Raw genomic sequence first — 21,851 nt, forward strand, 5'->3', positions numbered from 1 at the left:
TTAGGCCTCTTCTGAGTAACCATAATATGCATAATAACCAGCAGAATCCGATAATTCTTTACCATTTAAGACATACCCAAAGATACGGGCATTAACATTATCTAAAGCCGCTTTTGAATTACGTATTTCGTCCTTCGTAACATAACCTTCACGCACCACTAAAACCACCCCATCCACTTTAGTGGCCATAATTTGGGCATCGGTTACGGCACTAATTGGAGGTGTATCATAAATAATTAAATCAAAATAGCCTTTTAATTCTTCCATAATACTGTTCATCCGTGCAGAGGTTAATAGTTCAGCCGGATTTGGTGGAATCGGACCGGCCGGCATTAAATAAAGATTTAGTTCGGGACTAAATTGAACTACTTCATTAAACTTCATCCCTGGTTGCGAGATTAAGGTTGATAAGCCTTTTTCGTTGTTTAAAGCAAAGGTACGATGGACAGTGGGTTTGCGCATATCGGCATCAACCACTAATACTTTTTTCTCGGTTGCCCCCATCACATAAGCTAAGTTAGATGAGATGGTCGACTTACCTTCTGCCGGTATACTTGAAGTCACAATCATCGACTGAACAGGCTTATCAATATTGACAAATTCAATATTAGTACGAATGGTTCTAAATTGTTCCGCATGGATTGATTTTGGATTATTATAAGCAATTAAAGGGGCACCGAATGATTGTTCTTTTTGTAAGTTTTTTCTTTTTTCTACGTTTATTTCCAAACATTATTCAATTACTCCTTTACTCTTCTAGTTCCACGTTGACTTAAGCGGGCATTTTTAGCCTCACGGTCTGAGATAATATTAATCTCCCCTAAATTAGTTAAGCCTAATTGTTGTAAGAACTCCACATCTTTCACTGTTGTATCCGTCATTTCCGCAATTAATATATAAAGAACACTTAAAGCTAAACCTATTAAAGTTCCAATCGCCAAATAACGAATTGCGCTCGGTGAAACAGGATTGGCATCAAATGAAGCCGGTTGTAAAACATAAATATTTGAGATATCGGCTTCATAAATTGAACGTAATGTTTGATCAAATAACGCGGTAATATTAGCCAATACATTCTGTGCTGCACTAGGGTCGTCTAACACTACTTTAACAGTAAACATTTGTGAGTTAGTTTGTTGGGTAACCGATACCGCGTTTGATAACTGTTCTGTAGTATAAGCTCCACCAATATTTTCACTAACTTGTGTTAATAATTGTTGACTGCGAATAACATCACGATAGGTATTAATTAACTGAATATTCGACTGAATCTCATTATAGTTAATCGTTTGTTGCTCAGTACTTTTTTGATTGACCAATAGTTGTGCTTCTGATTGATACTTTGGTTCAACAAAAAAGTTCATAAATACTAAGGACAAAATTGCCCCAATTAATGTTAAAGCTAAGATTGTAAACACATGCTTTTTCACAATGTTAAACAAATCTTTTAGACTAATTTCTTCTTGCATAATGGCCTCCCAAAATCTCTTGCTTGAGATAGTTTTTATCCATTCTATTTTATCGTGTTTAACTAGGATATGCAATAGAATCTAGTCTTTTCTTTTAGTTAAAGCGTTTTTCATTGCTTTTTCATTGCTTTTTTATTAAAATGATTAACAAAAACCATTAACTTTTATCACGATTTAGACAACAAAAAACAGCACTGATTGGATAAGAAATAGAAAATAGATTGATTTTCGCTTCCTCTGCCCAGCCTCATGCTGTTTATTTTATTATTTATTGTTTTACCCAATGGTTGGGTTTAATTTCAATCATTTCACTTTGTAAATCGATTTTACTTTCATCAAAGATAATCCGTTGGCGTTCACGTTCATAATCAGGATCCGGTAAGGGAATCGCCGATAATAAACTTTGCGTATAAGCGTGTTGAGGATTGGCATAGAGTTCCTCCGCATCGGCTAATTCAACCAATTTACCGCGATACATCATGCCAATTCGGTCACTAAAGTATTTAACCATTGATAAGTCATGGGCGATAAATAGATAGGTCAAGCCTCTTTCAGCTTGTAATTGCTCTAAAAGATTGATAATTTGCGCTTGAATGGACACATCTAAAGCTGATATTGGCTCATCACAGACGATAAATTGCGGTTCGACTGCTAAAGCTCTCGCAATCCCTATCCGTTGACGTTGCCCCCCTGAGAATTCATGAGGATAACGCGTCGCATGGTCAATATTAAGTCCAACTGTTTCTAATAATTGATTCACTCGATCATTGCGCTCTTTCTCATTATGGGCTAGGCCATGGACATCAATCCCTTCAGCAATGATATCACGTACTTTCATGCGTGGATTTAACGAGGCATAGGGATCTTGGAAAATCATTTGAACTTCTTTATTGAATAAGCGTCTTTGCTTTAATGAGCGACGCTCTTGATTACTTTGACCATTAAATAAGATTTCACCTGCAGTCGGTTGATATAAATTGACGATGGCACGACCAATGGTAGATTTACCTGAACCGGATTCGCCGACTAACCCAAAGGTTTCGCCTTTATAAATATCAAAGCTGACATCATCGACTGCTCTGACTTCATTAGGAGTGCCCGCATCATAATATTGTTTTAAATGTTTCACTTGGACAAGTGGTTCTTTTTTCATGACTGTCTGCCTCCTTGTTGACATTCGCAGCGATAATGTTCATAACGATCTAAAATATTTTGAGGGGGTGTGACTGTGGGTGCTTGAGGATGTAATAACCAAGTAGCCGCATAATGCGTATCACATACTTGAAACATTGGAGGCTCTTCTTCAAAATCAATTGCTAATGCATACTCATTTCTTAAAGCAAAGGCATCGCCTTTTGGTGGATTCAATAAGTCCGGTGGCGTGCCGGGAATCGCATAGAGCTCTCCTTTTTGATCTGGGGTCGGCATCGCACTTAATAAGCCCCAAGTATAGGGATGTTGTGGGTGATAATAAATATCGTCCACGCCCCCTATTTCGACGATTTTACCGGCGTACATCACGGCCACCCGGTCTGCCACATTAGCCACCACTCCTAAGTCATGGGTAATAAAAATAATGGACATGTCTTTTTGTCGTTGAATTTCTTCTAATAACTCAATAATTTGCGCTTGAATCGTCACATCTAGTGCAGTCGTCGGTTCATCTGCAATTAAAATCTCAGGGTCGCCCGCTAAAGCAATCGCAATCACAATCCGTTGACGTTGCCCTCCTGAAAATTGATGAGGGTATTGTTTCAATCTAGCTTCAGGGTCACGAATACCACATAAAGTTAATAAATCAATCGTTTCTTCGATCGCTTCACTTTTAGACATCCCTCTTTGTTTGGTTAAGATTTCCATAATCTGTTGGCCAATAGTTAAGGTCGGATTTAATGAAGTCATCGGGTCTTGGAAGATCATTGCAATTTGCGTTCCACGAATGTCTCGCATTTGACGTTCTTTATATTGTAATAGATTATCACCATTAAATAAGACTTCTCCTGATTTGATGATGGCATTTTTACTTAATAGCCCCATAATGGAACGAGTGGTGACCGTCTTTCCAGAACCTGATTCACCAACAATCGCTAATGTTTCCCCTTTATGCAAATCGAAGCTCACACCACGAATGGCCTGTACTTCACCAGCAAAGGTTTTAAAACTAATTTGTAAATTCTTAACACTTAAAATTGGTTGATCCATGTTCGTCACCTACTCTTTCATTTTAGGGTCAAAGGCATCCCGCAGCCCATCCGCTAATAAATTAAAGGATAACATCAAGACCGAAATCATCGCCGCAGGATACCACATTAAATGCGGTAAGAAGCGGAAGGTCTTATACCCATCACTAATTAAAGTTCCTAATGACGCATCGGGTGCCGGAATACCGATTCCGATAAAGCTTAAAAAAGCTTCAAAGAAAATCGCACTCGGTAAAGCAAACATCACTTGCACGATAATAATCCCAATCATATTTGGTAGAATATGTTTTAACATAATTTTAATTGGATGTTGGCCTAATACTTGTGCCGCTAAAACATACTCAGTTTGTTTCAAACGTAAGGTTTGGGCACGGACAACCCGTGACATGGTAATCCAGGATGTTAAAGCAATCGTAATAATAATTGAAATTAAGCCTGGTTTTAAGACTAATAACATTAAGACGACAATGACTAAATTTGGTACCCCTGATAACACTTCTAATAAGCGTTGCATAAAGGTATCGACTTTGCCACCTAACCAACCTGAGGTTAATCCGTAAATAATCCCAAATACTAAGTTAATTAAAGCCGCCACAAAAGCCACTAATAGTGAGATCCGTGTCCCATATAAAATACGTGACAATAAGTCACGGCCTAAAGAATCCGTCCCTAAATAATAATAGGTGCCGGCAGGGATATTGGCTTTCTCATAAGTATCGATGAGTTTCTTACCACGACTCATCGCTTTACCATCAAACCACGTCGTCCACTCTAATCCGGGAATTTTAGGTGCTAAGTTGGCATGAGCTGGATTTTGAGCATAGGGTGAAGCCGGTGCAATCAACGGTGCCAGGATGGCGATGAGCACAATGAATAATACAACAAATAAGGCAACCATCGCCCCTTTATTTTTCTTCAAGCGTCGCCACGAATCTTGTAAGAAGTTCAGAGATGGCGCATGGATTTTTTCGCTTTCTTGTCGTGTTTGACGGTGGTCGGGTGTTAATAATTGTTCATCTATCGATAGCTTCGCTAATAATTCTTCATTATATTTTGAATCTAATAAAGCCTTTGTCATTATTTACCCCCTCCCATTCTTAATCTTGGATCAATGATACCGTATAAAATATCGACAATTAAAATCATCACAATTAATATAGTCGAATACATAATCGTAATCCCCATAATCGTTGGATAATCATTGACTAAAATAGATTTAGTAAATTGTTCGCCAATTCCAGGGATTGAAAAGATTTGTTCAATTACTAATGAACCCGTCATTAAGCCAGCAGTCACCGGTCCTAAAATCGTTAATAAAGGAATTAAAGCATTACGCAAGGCATGTTTTAAGATGATATAAAATTTAGAAAAACCTTTCGCTTTAGCTAATTCAATATAATCACTATTTAAAACTTCAATCATTTCCGTACGGATAAACCTTGCCGCTTCCGCCATTGGCGAAATAGATAAGGCTAAAGTTGGTAAAATCGTTGACTTAAAGCCTTCACGCCAAAACGCTATCGGTAACACTTCTAACACAACCGCAAAAACAAACTGTAAAATAACAGCGAAAACAAAGTTTGGCACACTTCGTCCAGCAATCGCGAAAATAGATGTAAAGGTATCAATCCAAGTATTCTGTTTAACCGCTGCGATAACACCTAGAAACGTTCCTACAACTGTCCCTAAAACCATCGCTTGTAAGCCTAATTGAATCGAAGGACCAGCCCGATCCGCGATAATCTGGGTCACAGGTAAATTATTAAATTGGAAAGAATAACCAAAGTCTCCCTTTAATATATTACCCAAATATGCCAAATACTGATCAAAAATTGGTTTATTCAACCCATATTTTTCATTCAATAATTCTAATTGTTTTGCAGTCAATAAATCTTGATTAGCAAATGGCGTCCCTGGTAAGAATTGTAATAAGAGAAAAGTTGTTGTGATAATAATAAATAAGGTCAATAACATATAAAAAATACGTCTTAACAAATATTTCCCATACGAATTCATTTAGCCACCTCTTTCTTTTAATAAAATTAAACTATTGTTAGTATACATGAAATTCTATACCTTGTTAAATGATTAGTTTCTCAGTTTCAAAACACATAAGCTAAGGAGTGAGCTAGAAGACGACCATCACATGATGAGAGCTTCCTAGGCCCACCCCTTAAGAGTTGCGTTAGTATAATGGGAGTGAATCAGAAGTAGAAAATTGAATGTTTTTCACTTCGTCTGTCCACCCCCGCACAGTTGGGAATAAACCAGAAGTAGAAAATTGAATGTTTTTCACTTCGTCTGTTCAATCTCCGTGAGACGTGGTTTGATGTCACTCAACTACTGCGCTTTTAATAATCAAGCACTAACTTGACTGAATTTTTCAAGTTTGTTCTCAGCTACGTTAAGATGCTTTTTGAGGCCACTCAACCTCTCGGATATACTTGTCGATGTTCGGGTAACTTTTAATGGTGAAACCCCATATTCATTAGTATTAATTAGAGATGAGACTTAATGACTTTATACTACTTTGAAGACACTATAATTGATCCGATAATTATATCTTACTGCCACTCCAACACAAGACTATTAAATAAGGAAAGGAATTAAACTAAATTGATTCAATTGATTTTATTGATACGTTAAGGTTGTAAAATCAATGCCAGAACCATCAGGATTAACTTCAATATTATCAATTTTATCAGAAATCAATAAAGATGTATTATTTTGAATTAATGGCACTAGAATTTGACGATCTAATAAATAGTTTTCTGCTTCATTTACAAGCTGTCAGTTAAGGAAACCTAGGTATTAATACCTAGGAGGAATTAGCGAAATAGACAGCTCTTTCTGTTGATTTTACTAGGTTAACGTCTATGTTTTCACTAAATAGATGGTATAATGTATTTAAGAGGAAAGAGGTGACAAGATGCAGTTAACGAAAACGATTAAAGTGCAATTATACCCAAGTGCTAGTGATATTGAAAAATTCGAAGAAACCCAACAACAGTTTTTAAACGCTTGTAATTTTGTTTCGACATATATCTTTGACCATGACTTTGAATTAGGTCAAACGACTTTGCACAACGCCTTGTATCATCAGATACGTCAGGATTTTGGACTGCAATCGCAAATGGCCCAGTCCGTGATGCGTACGGTAATCGCGAGATATAAGACCGTAAAAACACAGTTTAAACAAAAACCTAAGCGTTATAAAGATATCCATACAGGTAAATATCATACGCTATATAAAGACCTTTACCATTTAACGAAACCCCTAGGGTTTAAGCGACCAGTCGCTGTATTCGTACGTAATCGTAACTACGCTTATCATCAAGACGACACCTATTCACTGACGACCAATCAAGGACGAATTAAAGTGTCTTGTGATAAGCAACATATCGCTTATCTTCAACAATTTAGCCAGAATGCTTACAAGTTCGGTCAAGCTGAATTACTCTGTCGTAAGGGTAAGTGGTTCTTACACGTGTCCGCAAGTAAAGAGATAGACAATCCAGATGAAGCTAATATTCAACGGATTGTAGGCATTGACCGTGGTTTAAGACAGATACTAACAATTGCGGATGATACAGCTCATACTACCTTCTATTCGGGTAAAAACTTGATAAAGAAAAGACGGCATTTTAAGAAATTGCGCCAGTCCTTACAAGCGAAGAACACCAAATCAAGTCGTAGACGCCTTAAAACAATTGAAAGACGAGAGAACCGCTGGATGAATGATGTGAACCATCAATTATCAAAGACACTCGTTGACCGATACGGGGCCAATACCTTGTTTGTGTTGGAAGATCTTACGAACGTTACTTTTAACACGACTCATCACCGTAAGCAAGAAGCACGGTATGAACACCATTCTTGGCGATTCTTCGATTTTGAAGAAAAGTTAATGTACAAAGCTTTAGAAAGTGGTTCGCAAGTTTTAAAAGTATCCGCACAATTTACGTCCCAACGTTGTCCAAAATGCGAATCAATTGATAAAGCTAATAGACAACAAGATAAGCACTTGTTTACTTGTCGGAATTGTGGGTATCAATCAAATGATGACCGTGTGGCAGCTATCAATATTAAAGAATTGGGTCACCGATATCTGTCGAGTGAGAAAAACCCGCGGTTTGAAAAAGTTGTGCCAATACAAAATTATTAAACATAAAACAATATTCAGTAAGTGTCTACAGACTGCTTATTGATGGGGTGCCAGTCAACCATCCCTTAGTGTCTTTAAACGGTTGGAGATATGACATCGTTTGTACAACCACCATGTTTAGGACAAACTCTCGTTTTAACGGAGAGTAGTTGATGTAATAATTCATAGCGTTTCTCAGGATTCGCAATGCTTTCTGGCGAATTCGCTTGGGCTACTAAGGCATCAAACTCTGAATCAAAGAATTGGGCAGTTGTATCCGCATCTTCCAAGTTTTCTTGTAAATAAGCTTTCACCTCGGATCCAGACAATGTTTGTTCATTAATCGTTAAACCGTCTACGTCATCAACAAACTGAGCAAACTTATCTAAATCAATGCCAATATAGCGATCAATCGGTAACTGAATCACTGCTTGCACCGCTTGATTGGTCTCACTGACTTTATCGTCTGAATCACCATTAGCTAAATACAATTTATTAGCTAGTTCTTTACTTTGGCGTTCTAAATATAATTGTGTTGGCAGTGCAACGACTACGGATTTCTTACTAGTTGGATTATAAGAAAAGACTAGCACTAAGTCATTTAATAATTTGACTGACTTGTCATCTGTGGCCTTAGACTGGCCATAAAGCGCAAAGTTCATACTATCTTTACCAAATACTTTGTCGCTATCAGGTTCTAGTGTAGATGCCAAAGTATGGGGCTCACTTTCAGAAGATTGATTAATTAATGTTCTTATTCCGAAAGTTACTGCAAATAAAGCGATGATAAGTATGAACGCTTTGAATAAAGTTTGCTTTTTCATGGTAGACACCTCCAGGTTCGTTTTACTTTACTAGCATTATAACGAGCTTAGATGCTAAATGAAAATGATAAACTTTTTTGGTAAAAAAATAGGGAGTGAACAAGAAGTCGAAAATCAATTGATTTTCGCTTCGACTGTTCACCCCCGCACGGTTGACTAGGTTTGAAACAAGTCCAAAGGACACTGTTTTAAGCCACTCAACCACTGCGTAATAAATAATATCTTTAATTTACAATAAACGTTATTACTTCCTAATCCAAATACTGTTTCAACACTAAGGTTGTATATGGCTCAATTAAGAAGCTGTCGATTTCACCTGTCATATGGTCATCATCTAGGAAGACTTCTCCGTCGACCAACTTCATAATATAATCGCCCTGTTCTAAATCATATTTTAATGGATTTGATTGGGCATTCAAGACAATAATCATGCGTTCATTATCTTGGCGGTATTCAAAAGCAACACGTTGGTATGATGCATGTAAGATACGCATCACGCGGCTGATTTCTTCATAAGTTTTCAGTCTTAATAATGGCTCTGCTTTACGTAATTTAATTAAGTCACGCACCATTACGACGGTATGTTCATATTTTTCTTGACGTAACCAGTCCATCTTATTGATTTGATCAGCACTGTTATAACTATCACGCACACCAAATTTAGTTCTTAAAAACTCTTGTCCGGCGTGGATAAATGGTACTCCTTGGCTTAATAAGACTGCTGTTGTCGCTAATTCATGTCGACGAATAATCGTATCTTTATCTAAACTTGGGTCAGCCGTCACTAAGCGGTCATATAAGGTATAATTATCATGCGCTTCTACATATTGAATCACTTGTCCCGGTTCAGAATATTGTCCCGTACTAATAGCTGCCATAAAGTTATCGGCTAATTTATTCTCAGTATACCATGCTCCATTAATAAAGCCTCTAGTATGCGGATCAAAGTCATTACCTTTTAAAGCTTCACGAATCCCATCGTTGAATTGGCCTACTCGTGGCATTTCAATGGCATTATGGTGACTCGCTTTTTTATACCAAGGTAATTCAGTCATTAAGTCCCAACCTTCACCAAAGACCATGATCGATGGATCAATTTCGTCTAAAGCTTTACGGACTGCGTTCATCGTTTCAATATCATGAATGCCCATTAAGTCAAAACGGAACCCATCTAAATGGAATTCTTTAGCCCAATAAGTCACACTATCCACGATATATTTACGCATCATTTTACGTTCAGAGGCCGTATCATTTCCTACCCCAGTACCGTTTGACAAGTAACCTTCATGAGTAGTACGGAAATAATAACCTGGTACTGTACGATTTAAACTATGATTATCTACTTCGTAAACATGATTATAAACCACGTCCATAATGACACGAATACCCGCATCATGTAGGCCTTGGATCATTTGTTTCATTTCAGTAATACGTAATAATGGATCATATGCATTCGTTGAATAAGTTCCTTCTGGCGCATTATAATTTAACGGATCATAGCCCCAGTTATATTCTGTAGGCACTTCACCTGTCTCATCAACCGTCGCAAAGTCAAACATCGGTAAAAACTCCACATGGGTAATCCCTAATTCTTTTAAATAATCGAGACCTGTTTTTGAACCTAATGGGTTTCTAGTCCCTTCTTCAATAACACCGAGATATTTACCTTTATTTTTAATGCCACTGTTGACATCCATTGAAAAATCACGAATATTGGCTTCGTAAATAATCGCATCCGTTGGTGCAGAAAATGGCTCCATGCGTTCTCCCCAATTTTCAGGGTTGGTACGTGGTAAATCAACGACGACCGAACGTTTTCCATTGACAGTAACGGCACGCGAATAAGGATCCACTGAACGACGACTCGTCCCATCGGTATAGAATAATTCATAACGATAAGTTAAACCATGACAATCGCCTTCAACTTCTGTTTGCCAAATATGTAACTCGTCATTCAACACCATTGGAATAATTTTTTTAGTTGGTGAATAGTTATCTTCATAAACAATTAAATTTACTGCCATTACAGTAGGCGCCCATAAATGAAAGGCGGTTTTTTCTTTAGTATATAAAGCACCTAATGGCCCATCATACGCTAACTTTTCTAACTCTTTAATCTCGGGACTTTCAATATATAATTTTGTTTGTGGTTGGGGAATGAATTCATCCAGCACTAGCGGTTTGTAACGTTCCACTCTCGACACATCCTTTTTTATTTTGCCCACCTATTATAACAGATTTTTAACAGGATTACGACCTTGCTAAAAGCACATAATTGCTTCTATTAAGGTATTTAATGGGCATCTCATAATATTTTCATAGCAGTTAAACTGAAATTAATCTTACAGTTTAATTATAGTATGTAATTTTCAATTCTTTGTGAACCCACTCACGCACAAAGCTTATATTAATTATTAATTAAACCTTTTCAAACAGCTATTTGCTTGTGAGTTTTATAGGGAATACAAAGTATAATCATACGGAAATTTCTCAGATAGTCAAGTAGTTAGATAACGTAAATGAGACTTTAGTTGGCTTTCTTTGATTAATTAATGTTCAGAACATAGAACGACTTGAGTGATTCAGTGGGCAAGCAGTAGAAAATCAATTGATTTTCGCTTGGGTTTTCACCCACGCAAAGTTGGGTGTGGACCAGAAGTAAAGAATCGAATGTTTTCCGCTTCTTCTGCCCACTCCCACATAGTCGAGGCCACTCAACCACTGCGCTTTTAATTACCGAGCAATAAGTTGATTGAATTTTTTATGTTTATACCTAACTCATTAAGACGCAGTTCGAGGCCACTCAACCACTGCGCTATCGGATAAATAGATAGATTCAACCGAAATTATTATAGTTTTCCCCATACTTTTCTTAATGGTAATATTCACATTATCGATATTAAAAATCGAGGCGATATTTACAAAAACATATAATCATAATCCTCTCGAAATGGCGTTAGGCTAACAAGCTCTATTTATTTTGTCCATCTATCATTCTCAACAAAGTAGCGTGGGTTAGAAAGTTACCAACACCATTTGGTTTCCTTCTAGCCCACGCTCTTCGATTTTATATTCACTTAGTCCCTTAAGCCATAGCTATAAACCAATGCCACGATGGTAACGAAAATACCTAATAACATAGGAAATGCTAAGGCTAATTGTTTTTCACCAAAGACATATACGCCTAAAATGACTATTTGGACGAATATACTGGTGAACAATAGACTTTTAATAATTCTTAAAAAATCTTGTTGGTCTTGTGGATCAAATTTCATCGACTTAATGCCCTCTTTCTTTTTGGCGTAAATTCTCGCCATCTAATCTTACTTCATGTGATAAGAATTTCACCCGTTCCATAATACGTGCTGCTTTAATATTTTCCGTTGCATCACGGGTTTCTTGTAAATGATAGACTAATTCCTCCATTGAGAAATTGGACGTAAAGAAGGTCGGTAATTTCTCTTTCATACGGTATTCTAAGATGACACTTAACACATCATCACGTAACCAAGCTGAATTACTTTCCGCCCCAATATCATCTAACATTAAGATTTGGGGTTTCTTGACATCATCAATAATAGATTGTACCTGATTGGAGGTAATCGCTTCTTTAATCTCGGTCGCAAATGTTGGATAATGTAACATCATCACTTTAATGCCTAGACGGGCTAATTCATTACCTAATGCCCCTAAAATAAATGTCTTTCCAATCCCGAAAGGTCCGGCAATATATAAGCCTTGGGCCTGAAAAGGATTCTCTTTATATTGCTTCACAAACGAAACCACTTCAGACATTAATTGTTTTCTCGAAGCAGAATTCAAGTTTACATCATCAATCTTGGCATCACGCACATCCCGACTCATCATACGGTTATCAATATATGAGCGCATTTTGCGTTCTTCTTGCATCCGTAAAAACTCAGGTGTTGGTTGATAAGCGATATCAATATAATTTTGATTGATAAATAAGATGGGGGTATAACCGGGATTTTTCCCTGGCTTACCTGCTTGAAAAGCATCATATTCTAATACAAACTCATTCAGTTTGGAAAGCGAATTATGAATCATTTCTTGAGACACGGACTCTTCGTGTAAATGAACAAACTCTTGTACCGCAGGATGATTTAAAATATGACTCACTGTTTTTTTATATGTTTCATTAAAATGCGGTTCGTTTAAGAAGTTTTTTAATATTTCTTGAATGGTTTTCATTATTCATCCCGTCCTCTCTCAAATATTTGACCTAATTGACTACGTAAATCAACTTCCGATGGTTGTTCAACCGCTGGAGTATCGGTCGGCTGAGTATCCGATTGGTTTTTTTGACTTTCTTGATTCTGTTGTGCCCAATAAGGCTGACGCTCCGTCTTCTTCTGACGTTGATAGCTTGGATATGATTTATTGTGATTTTGACGGTTTTCATATTGTTTTTGCTTCATCATACGATCTTTGGCTTTTTGATGAACAAAGGTCATTACTTTCGCCACTGTGGTTAGCTGTTCTTGTTGCCATAAGTTAGCAATCCGTTCACTTTCACCTTTTTGAAAATCAGCACGATTCTCAATCATTAATAAATAGTAGACTAAGAATGTTTGCACACTCTTTGGTAACTGCGAGCGCATCGCAATATTATGAACATACTGGATTTCATTACTAGAGACAAAACCATTTTTTGATTGCTTAATTTGTGTTAACAATACCTCTGGAGATACTTCTTCACACAGAGCCATGATTTCTAAATCAGCTTCTGCAAAATGAGGATACTGCTCTTTTAATGTTTGGATGGTCGTTTTTTCAACAATCTCTTTTACTGGTTGTGACGAAGCGGGTGGAACATTGGTTGTTTGATGTTTATTCTTTTCGCTCATCCGTTGAGCAGCTAATTTTAACTCTTGATATTGAATAGCCGGTAACTCACCATCATAGCTTTCTAATAATAACTGACTAATCTGTTCTTCATCAAAACCGTAGACTTTATGAATCGCCAATGTTTCTTGCTTAACCCTCGGCCCTAAAACTTGATGATCAATGCCCGCACTAATTAATTTGCGCATTACTTGCATATAGTCAAAATCATCCACCACCGAGATAGAGGGTGGCTTTTGATCATGGTGTTGCAGATTATAACCATTTTTAGCTTCATAAGCTTGCGCTTGATAATCATTATGGGTTGGCGTCATGATTGTTTCAAAAGAAACCGTCACTTCTTCGTATTCGGCCATTTCAATAGGGGCAACTTCCCACTGACGCACTACTTCAAAAAATTCCACATCGCCTAATTGATTGATTAACGCATTACTCAATAAAGGATTATCTAGAAAATCCTTAATCAATAATGGATATTGCATATCATAGAGCAAGGTAGGATATAAAATCCCTTCGCCCGTTTGTTTATAGGTCTCAATTAAGCCGACCGCTTCTAAATGGAGGCGCGCATCATCGATTTTTCCTAACGAGCCCGCAATATAAGGAAATAAACTCGAATGAACTTTTTGTGTTGAAATCTTTTGTTCATTGACCGGCTGCTGGAATAATAATAAATAAAAATTGACGGCATCCATCCCGATAATCGGTTGATACAATTGCACTAAGCTTTGCATTTGAATGGCAGACAAGGCTCCTTTATGTCTCACGATAAAGGGTTGGACTGGACTTTTTAATTCACTCATCGCTCTCTTGCACTTCACTTCGTGATTTCATCATGCTTTCCAATTCTTTCATAAACATTTCGCGTGATTGAAATTGACGGTAAACACTCGCAAATCGGATGTAACTGACTTCATCTAATTCTAAAAGACGAGGCATCACATATTCACCGATTTGTTCGCTTGGAATCTCCGTGTCAGTATAATTGCGAATATCATTTTCAACAGCGGATGCTAAACGTTCCATTTGTTCTCTCGTTATCGGACGTTTTTCTGCGGAACGAATAATCCCTCTTAATAATTTTTCACGGCTAAATTCTTCACGAGTGCCGTCCCGTTTGACTACAAGTAAAGGGGTGCGTTCTACTCGTTCATAAGTATTAAAACGGTACCCACAATTTAAACACTCACGACGACGGCGAATCGAAGTATCATCATCGACAGAACGTGAATCAATTACTTTTGTTTGTGAACTTTGACATTTTGGACATAGCATAAAAAGCGCTCCTCCTTTCTAAACACTGTTAGTTACTCCTATTGTAGCATATCTACACCGGCATTGACACTCTGAAAAACTCAGTTAATTTAATGACAATGTGATGCTGTAGTAAACGTTTTGTGAGTTAAAAGAATCGATTCTTAGGCACCTAAATTCATTAGATAGAGGTCATCTAACGCTACCAATATTAATGAGCAAAAATATCTTGTTGGCTTCTATTCGTCCTCTAACACTTCTAATATTAAATATAATATTTAGCGAAAATATCTTGTTGCCTTCTGTTCGCCTCTAGCTCTACTAATATTAAATATAAATATTGCCAAACTGGTCTGGTTGTCTAAATAACACTCCAATCAAATGGAAAAAAGCAAATAAGCTTAGGCACAAAAGTCCATGAAAAGGCTAAATATAATAATCCTTGAACCCATTTGCCAGCGATAAATTTATGAACACCCAAGCCACCTAAAAAGAAAACTACTAAGAAATAAGTCCATTTACCAATCGCTTTACCATAAGGTGGGTACGGTGCTTGTTGATAGGGGTTCACCGGTTGTCCATATTGATTATATGTTTGATATTGATTCATCTGTTGATAATAGCGTTTATTTCTGCGCTCATCTCTTCTTGACAAGATGAATAACACCACGAAAACAAATATTAAAAATAAAAAGTCCATCTTAGGGGCTATTAATTAGGGATTTATTTCCTTAAAATTTAATCGGCATGAAGGTATTAACCTTAGGGGCTATTAATTAGGGATTTATTTCCTTAAAATTTAATCGGCATGAAGGTATTAACCTTTGTGCCGATTTTTATATGTCAATTTTCCCTATAAAATTCCAATAAATCCAAATGGTTTGTTTCTTTAAATTTGTACCTGGAACTTTTTCTGATTGTTCTACATAAATCTTATCTACAAAAGTTCTAATTATTTCTGGATCAAGTTCCTTTATATCCGTATACTTTCTTACAAGTTTTAGGAATGATTCCACATTAAGTTCTTCTTCCTGCGATTTTGAAATAGTTTCTTCAAGTTCAGCTATTCTTTTTTGAAGTGAAATTTCTTCTTCATCATAAGCTTTAGCCATTTTTTCAAATCTTTGGTCAGATATTTTGCCTTCCAAGTTATCTTCATAGAGGTTTTGAACGATAGAGTCGAGTTTTACAATTCTATTTTTAGAATCTTCTAATTCCTTTTTCTGACTTCTTAATACCTGATTTAACTCGCTGGTTTTCTTCTTCAAAACTAAATCTACAAATTCTTCCTCATGGTCTTTTGCAAAGGCTGTAACTTTCCTAATTTCCCTCAGAAGAATTTCTTCAACTTGAATGTTCTTTATCTGGTGTGAAGTACATTTGCCTTTTTGCTTTCTATAGGATGCACAAACGAAGTATTCTTTATCATGAGACCAGCCTTTACCTCTCACTTGATACAATTTTGCTCCACAGTCTGCACAGTAGAGCATACCAGATAGGGCAGGCATTTCTCCTAAGCTGTTACGAACTCGTCTTGTTTTTCTTATCCTTTTTACAATATCAAAGGTTTCTTCATCAATAATCGGCTCATGAACATTATCAAATATTGCCCATTCAGACCTTGGATTGTCTACACTTTTCTTAGTCTTGTATGATTTTCTCTTTGTTCTAAAGTTTATGACCTTTCCTAGATATTCATCTCTATCTAAAATAGTAGATATTGTAGCAGGATTCCAATTACATTCCTCTTCTGGAGTGTCAACAGGGAAATTGAGTCCTATAGACTTAAAATGTTCAGCAGGAGTTGGGATTTTTCTACTCTTTAGTTCACTTGCAATTTGACTTGGACCATATCCTTTAATACAAAGATTAAAAATTAGCTTTACAGTTTCAGCTGCAACTTCATCAACTATCCACTTATTTTTGTCTTCCTTATCCTTTAAATAACCATAAGGAGGATTAGTTGTCAGTGGTTTCCCACTTTGACCTTTAGCCTTAAAAACAGCCTTTATTTTTTTGCTTGTGTCCTTAGCATAGAACTCGTTGAAGATATTAATAAAAGGTGTAAGGTCATTTTCTACTTGGTTATTTGAATCCACACCATTATTAATGGCAATGAATCGTATATCATTATCTGGGAATAAGACTTCTGTATAAAATCCTACCTTTAGATAATCCCTGCCAAGTCTACTCATATCTTTTACAATAATATTTTCAACTTTTCCATCCTCAATTAAACCATTTAGTTTATTCCAAGAGGGTCTATCAAAGTTCGTTCCTGAATAACCATCATCTACAAAGAACTCTAGGTTTTTAAATCCCATATCCAGAGCATATTTTTCTAATATGTCCTTTTGATTTCTTATGGAGTTACTTTCGCCTTGAAGTTCATCATCTCTTGAAAGCCTACAGTATAATGCTGTAATCTTTTCATTAGCTGAAAAGTAAGAAGACTGTCTATTTAATTGTTCCATATTTTCCTCCTTTCAGACAGCCTTCAAGTGGCAATTACATATTCCCGTACTTTTCAGACTATATCAAGTTAATTAAGCCGATAAATTGGCTCTATTCAAAGCATCTGCATTGTTTAGTATGAGCTTTCTGATGATTTGATCCACACTCTTTTTTGCATTTTCACTTTCCATTGAATGAACTGTAAAGATTGTGCCAGATACTTCAATATTCTCCGACTTTTTAATCTCATTCTTTTTAGTTTCTACCATAGGCATTATCCTTCAATGGCTAAAGTAAGGACTAAATCCTTATCCATTAGCTTGGCATCTAAATATTCTCTCATAATGAAGCCTTGATGTTGTTTAAGAATAAACATCTCGGACAATCTTTTTATTGTTGGATTTTGTCTTTCAACAATCCAGTAGTTTGAAAAGTCTCCAAAGGCGATAGGCTTTGAACCTGCATCAATATCCGGCATAAAGTTAGAAATTAGAATTTCTTTTCCCATGAAAGTGCCATCATATTGGTTCCACAAGAAGTTATCTTGGCTATCTTTTAAGCTTTGAAGATAAAGAGCAGTTTTATCATTCATTATCCATTTTGCATTTTCCCTGTACTCGCTATCTAGAGAGAAGAATAGTTTTTTCAAGTCATCAAGCTTTAGTTCTTTTGTAGCTGATAGGCTTTTAATATCTTCGTCTACTAGAAATCCTAATGGTTCTCCATTACCAGATCCAGTGATAAAAGCTTTATCTTCTGCCTTGGCAAAATTATGAGCAAAGGTATCTAGGATTATTTTTTCAATCTTAGTTTGAGGATTATTTAGAAAATCTTCGTGGATTGTAATTAAGTTAGATAATGTATTGTATTCTAAATTAACATCCACATCTTTCATTTCTAAGACAGCTGTAAATAGGTCATGTTCTCCTGTTTTTGTCCAAGTTGCCATAGATTTGCTTGGGAAAGTTACAATAGAAGATGAATCTACATCATTTTTTAAAACTGTAGCTTCTTTTCTAAATACGCTCTTTTCTGTAAGTTTATCTCTAAAGTATTCTGTGCTTTCTGTATCCATAAAAGGTGAGCCATCTTGGATAAGACCAAGAGCCTTAATATCTGAATAAGATGATTTATCCTCGTTTCTTAAATAATTCCATAGATTGGTTTTATAGGAATTAGCAGACAATATTTTGTTTCTTTTTGATTTTTCTTTAATTAACATAAATTTCTCCTTTATATTTATAATATTCAGGGCATTAAAATATTTTTTAATACCCCCTTTGAACCTAACTTTTTGTGCGTAAGAGGGTGGCACCGTTGATAGGAAAAAGTCTCCTAGAGATTTAGATGCCCCCTGGGTCACAAATTATTTTTTACTCTCAATATATTCTTCTGCTTCTTCTAAAGAAGGGAAAAACATATTCTTAAATCTTCCATCAATTACAAGATAAGACTTGTCTCCTTTAGCAAGGATGATTTTATCCTTATCTTTATTAATTACATTTAGGATTTCATACTTAGTGTCCTTTAAGTCCACAGCTGTAAGATTATCTTTTTCAAAAATATCTCCAATAATCATTTCTACTCCTTTCAAAATATCTGGGGCAGTGTGGCAGGTGAAAACTAAACTTTCCATAGAGAATAGAAGTTTTAAGTCCTATATATTTACCTGCCACATTGCCACCTTTATTTATAGACTAAAATTATTTTGCTTTAAAAAGTCTATGATGCTTTCTGTTCCTTTAAATGGAATAACTGTGTCTTGATTGTCCAGTGTGTAGTTATATATTTTTTCTTTAACAACTTTTACAGGTGTCTTGTCTGTCTTATGAAGAATGATCGTATCTCGTAGCTTAAAGACATTCTCCAATAAGTCCTCAGTGACTTTTTCATTGTTTCTGTAAAGGCACATATCCTTACAATATTCAGTTAAGTCTTTTAAGTCATTCAGCTTAATTTCGCTATCATCTTTCTTAATGACATACCTATTATCTTTTTCTCTTTTTAATTCTGTAGATATTCCCTTTGGGGAAGTCACCACAATCTTATTTTTTAAAGTGAACTTTCTTTCTAAATCTTCTTTTGTAATCATTTATATTCCTCCTAATTTTCTAACTTTGCTTAAACTTCTAATTACACACAATCATAAGCACCACCTCCTTAAATGAGGGCAGGTGTGGCAGGTAAAAAAGTATTATCTATATAGATATAAGATTTCTAAATTAAATTTTTCATCTGCCACATTGCCACAGACTTTATAGAAATTCCGAAATTAACCTATAGCCTATTAGGACTGTGGTCTTGTGTTTTCCATCTTTAGGTCTTTTCCTTTTGATGGTAGCTTTAGATTCCAAAGATTGTTTAAAGGTCTTTATGCTTTCAAGGTAGTAGCCATTTTCTAAAGACCAAGACCTATACCTTTCGTAAACTTCAGCAGTTCTGACTTCATAGTCCTTACCTTCTTCTAAGCAATCTTCCATAAAGATAGCTATCTTATCTGATTCCTTTTGGTATTTAAGAGTTGCATCTTTTACTGAATCAGGAATAGTTAATCCTTCTCTTTGTAAAAGTTTGTAGCCTTCAATAAGCCAGTTAAGAATTGCAGACTTTACTACTTCTTTTGCAAATTCTGTCTTTAATGTTTTGTCCTGCTCCTCTTCAGTAAAATGCCTGTCAAAGGGAATGATGAGCATTCTTCCACTGGTAAATACAGTCACATCATTTACTATGGGTAGGTAGTTAGTATTGATGTAGATTTTAAATTGAGGTTTAAAATCAAAAGAATTCTCATGGAGAAACCTTGCATTAATAGTGTCATTACCAGTAAGACTTTTAACTTGTGCAACATTTAAGGGTAGTCCCTTGCCTGGCTCTGGAATATTTACAAAGCGTACTCCTGCAAGTCTAGCTATTTCTTCACTGGGTCCAGAACTATTTACTTTGTTTTTTAGAGCTAGTGTTTCAGGTCTTGATGCACAAGCATAAGTTCCAAGAACCTTTAATATGGATTCACAAAGAGTTCCTTTGCCATTTCTCGTGGTCATTCCATAGAGGATTGCCATGCACTCATGCCTTGTATCTCCTGTAAGTCCATAACCTAATATTTTTTGTAGGAACTTAGCTTTTTCTTTATCTCCACTCATAATTTCATCAATGTAGATGTTCCATCTCTCATTTAATGACTTAGAATCATAGATAACATCAGCCATTTTGCTTAAATAGTCAGAACTTCTATGTGCGTAAAATTCCATTGTTCTTAGATTTAAAGTCCCATTTGTACAGTTTAGAAGGTAGGGATCTTTATCGAAGTCAGATACATTTAATGGATGATGAACTTCTGCATCTTTTAATACGCTGACCCTATAACCCCTTGCTTGCCACCTGTTGGAGAATTTGACATAAGCCTTTCTTTTATGTTCGTCCTCAATATCAAGGGCAAGGATATGAAGTAGGTTTGCAAGTTTCATACATAATTTCATAGCTTTTAAACTTCCAGTATCAGCTATCCAGATTCCTTCTTCGTAGAAATACCAGGCTTTTCTTTCTGGTACATAGCGAAGAGAATCCATATAAAAGTCTGCGAATATTTTCCCTGCACCTATATCTGTCCATGAATACTTTGAAGATAAAGGAAGTCCCATTTCTTTTAACTTTTCAATAGATAAGTCAAACTCGATGCTTGGATCTATTTTTAAAATAGGTTTGTAGACTTCTTTTAAAGAGGAGATTGCTTTTTCAATGGTTATTTCTCCGTAGGTTTTTCCTCCTCGTTTTTCATCCCACTTATCCCTAAAAAGTTCTGATTGTCTAAAGAGCCTATCTATCTGGTCAGTATTTCCACCTGCATAAAATGCAAGGATTGAAGTTAAAGCTAGGTCTGCTTCACTGTAAGAGGGATAGGATTTAATATTTCCAGCCCATAGATTTAAAAATTTCTCGTTATTCTTTGCATTAGATGCCTTTTCAATAACATCCTCATCAGTTAAATAGCTTTTAAAATTTTGTTTAGTAGATTTACTTTGTTTTTCTCTTTTCAGATATTTTTCTAAAAGCCAGAGTAGTCCTTTGGATTCTTCGACAATCTCACCTTCTTGATAGACATGACCTGTCACAGTTACAAAGCGATTCGTAAAGCCAGCAACATAGACTTCGACTTCTTTAGTCTTCATCTTGTAAATGTCATTGTTGTAAGTTATTGAGTTTGGTAGAAAAGTAAATATTCTAAGACCCTTACCACTTGGACTAAATTCAATATATGACTTAGGAAAGTGGCTAACTATTTCTTTTGCTAAACCATCTAAACCTCCATCTTGGACACATTGGTCCACATCAATAGCTACAAGATTTCCATCGACTCTTATTCCAAGTCCGTCATAAGAACTTAATTTTTCCAAAACCTTGTCAAAGCTTGAAAAAGTTAATGGGTTTTTAGTAGATGCATAAGTTTCGCTATTCGGATTAATTGGTATCTTTGTTTTCTTGTTATTTCTAATTTCATATTTCCAAAGACACCATTTTGCATTTTCTTTTAGATATTCTGGTATATTTTCTAAATTCACATATCTACTCCTTTCATATTTTTGAAGAAGAAATATCTCTCCATATTCCTTAGGACAGTTAGAAGAGTTTTGAGTAATCT

The 21,851-nt window shown here is 35.9% G+C and carries 20 protein-coding genes; 1 reads left to right on the top strand and 19 read right to left on the bottom strand.

Features of this window, described 5'->3' with window-relative positions:
* From LB888_RS02245 to opp3b, 6 genes are all read right to left on the bottom strand, one after another.
* A complete protein-coding gene (locus tag LB888_RS02245; RefSeq protein ID WP_318753443.1) occupies positions 1-729 on the bottom strand; it encodes a CpsD/CapB family tyrosine-protein kinase in 729 nt (242 codons plus the stop codon).
* A gap of 11 nt (positions 730-740) precedes the next feature.
* The gene (locus LB888_RS02250; protein WP_318753444.1) at positions 741-1,469 is read right to left on the bottom strand and encodes a YveK family protein; all 729 of its coding nucleotides are present in this window, start codon (positions 1,467-1,469) and stop codon (positions 741-743) included.
* 268 nt (positions 1,470-1,737) lie between these two features.
* Entirely contained in the window at positions 1,738-2,622 is an 885-nt protein-coding gene (locus tag LB888_RS02255; protein WP_318753445.1) for an ABC transporter ATP-binding protein, read from the bottom strand.
* A complete protein-coding gene (locus LB888_RS02260; protein ID WP_318753446.1) occupies positions 2,619-3,671 on the bottom strand; it encodes an ABC transporter ATP-binding protein in 1,053 nt (350 codons plus the stop codon). Before LB888_RS02260 ends, LB888_RS02255 begins: the two co-directional genes overlap by 4 nt.
* Positions 3,672-3,680: 9 nt before the next feature.
* Entirely contained in the window at positions 3,681-4,748 is a 1,068-nt protein-coding gene (locus LB888_RS02265; RefSeq protein WP_318753447.1) for an ABC transporter permease, read from the bottom strand.
* Complete coding sequence (gene opp3b / locus LB888_RS02270; RefSeq protein WP_066126299.1) at positions 4,748-5,686, bottom strand: oligopeptide ABC transporter permease; 939 nt, start codon at positions 5,684-5,686, stop codon at positions 4,748-4,750. The genes LB888_RS02265 and opp3b overlap by 1 nt, the downstream gene beginning before the upstream one ends.
* 913 nt (positions 5,687-6,599) lie before the next feature.
* Here opp3b and LB888_RS02275 point away from each other — a divergent pair.
* Positions 6,600-7,835: a transposase gene (locus LB888_RS02275; protein ID WP_318753448.1), complete on the top strand. Its 1,236-nt coding sequence runs from the start codon at positions 6,600-6,602 to the stop codon at positions 7,833-7,835.
* A gap of 74 nt (positions 7,836-7,909) precedes the next feature.
* Here the strand turns inward: LB888_RS02275 and LB888_RS02280 are convergent, their stop codons facing one another.
* From LB888_RS02280 to LB888_RS02340, 13 genes are all read right to left on the bottom strand, one after another.
* Positions 7,910-8,638 carry an LCP family protein gene (locus tag LB888_RS02280; RefSeq protein ID WP_318753449.1) on the bottom strand — a complete coding sequence of 243 codons (729 nt, stop codon included), beginning with the start codon at positions 8,636-8,638 and terminating at the stop codon, positions 7,910-7,912.
* Between the two features lie 251 nt (positions 8,639-8,889).
* Complete coding sequence (gene pulA / locus LB888_RS02285; protein WP_318753450.1) at positions 8,890-10,833, bottom strand: type I pullulanase; 1,944 nt, start codon at positions 10,831-10,833, stop codon at positions 8,890-8,892.
* A gap of 882 nt (positions 10,834-11,715) precedes the next feature.
* Positions 11,716-11,913 (bottom strand): hypothetical protein, encoded by a 198-nt coding sequence (locus LB888_RS02290; protein WP_318753451.1) that lies wholly within the window; start codon positions 11,911-11,913, stop codon positions 11,716-11,718.
* Positions 11,914-11,917: 4 nt separating this feature from the next.
* Positions 11,918-12,850 carry a primosomal protein DnaI gene (dnaI, locus tag LB888_RS02295; protein WP_318753452.1) on the bottom strand — a complete coding sequence of 311 codons (933 nt, stop codon included), beginning with the start codon at positions 12,848-12,850 and terminating at the stop codon, positions 11,918-11,920.
* Positions 12,850-14,307, bottom strand: a complete 1,458-nt coding sequence (locus LB888_RS02300; protein WP_318753453.1) for a DnaD domain protein — start codon at positions 14,305-14,307, stop codon at positions 12,850-12,852. The genes dnaI and LB888_RS02300 overlap by 1 nt, the downstream gene beginning before the upstream one ends.
* Positions 14,300-14,779 carry a transcriptional regulator NrdR gene (nrdR, locus tag LB888_RS02305; protein WP_276645834.1) on the bottom strand — a complete coding sequence of 160 codons (480 nt, stop codon included), beginning with the start codon at positions 14,777-14,779 and terminating at the stop codon, positions 14,300-14,302. Before nrdR ends, LB888_RS02300 begins: the two co-directional genes overlap by 8 nt.
* Before the next feature lie 340 nt (positions 14,780-15,119).
* The gene (locus tag LB888_RS02310; protein WP_318753455.1) at positions 15,120-15,413 is read right to left on the bottom strand and encodes a TM2 domain-containing protein; all 294 of its coding nucleotides are present in this window, start codon (positions 15,411-15,413) and stop codon (positions 15,120-15,122) included.
* Positions 15,414-15,594: 181 nt separating this feature from the next.
* Positions 15,595-17,232: a recombinase family protein gene (locus LB888_RS02315; protein WP_318753456.1), complete on the bottom strand. Its 1,638-nt coding sequence runs from the start codon at positions 17,230-17,232 to the stop codon at positions 15,595-15,597.
* A gap of 72 nt (positions 17,233-17,304) precedes the next feature.
* Positions 17,305-17,481 (bottom strand): hypothetical protein, encoded by a 177-nt coding sequence (locus LB888_RS02320; RefSeq protein ID WP_318753457.1) that lies wholly within the window; start codon positions 17,479-17,481, stop codon positions 17,305-17,307.
* Positions 17,482-17,486: 5 nt separating this feature from the next.
* Positions 17,487-18,434 (bottom strand): phage major capsid protein, encoded by a 948-nt coding sequence (locus LB888_RS02325; protein ID WP_318753458.1) that lies wholly within the window; start codon positions 18,432-18,434, stop codon positions 17,487-17,489.
* 144 nt (positions 18,435-18,578) lie between these two features.
* On the bottom strand, positions 18,579-18,791 hold the full coding sequence (locus LB888_RS02330; protein WP_318753459.1) for a hypothetical protein: 213 nt from the start codon (positions 18,789-18,791) through the stop codon (positions 18,579-18,581).
* Between the two features lie 111 nt (positions 18,792-18,902).
* A complete protein-coding gene (locus tag LB888_RS02335) occupies positions 18,903-19,304 on the bottom strand; it encodes a hypothetical protein (protein ID WP_318753460.1) in 402 nt (133 codons plus the stop codon).
* 163 nt (positions 19,305-19,467) lie between these two features.
* Complete coding sequence (locus LB888_RS02340) at positions 19,468-21,771, bottom strand: phage/plasmid primase, P4 family (RefSeq protein ID WP_318753461.1); 2,304 nt, start codon at positions 21,769-21,771, stop codon at positions 19,468-19,470.
* Positions 21,772-21,851 lie beyond the last annotated feature (80 nt).

Source organism: Globicatella sp. PHS-GS-PNBC-21-1553, from assembly GCF_033564055.1.
Lineage (GTDB): Bacteria > Bacillota > Bacilli > Lactobacillales > Aerococcaceae > Globicatella > Globicatella sulfidifaciens.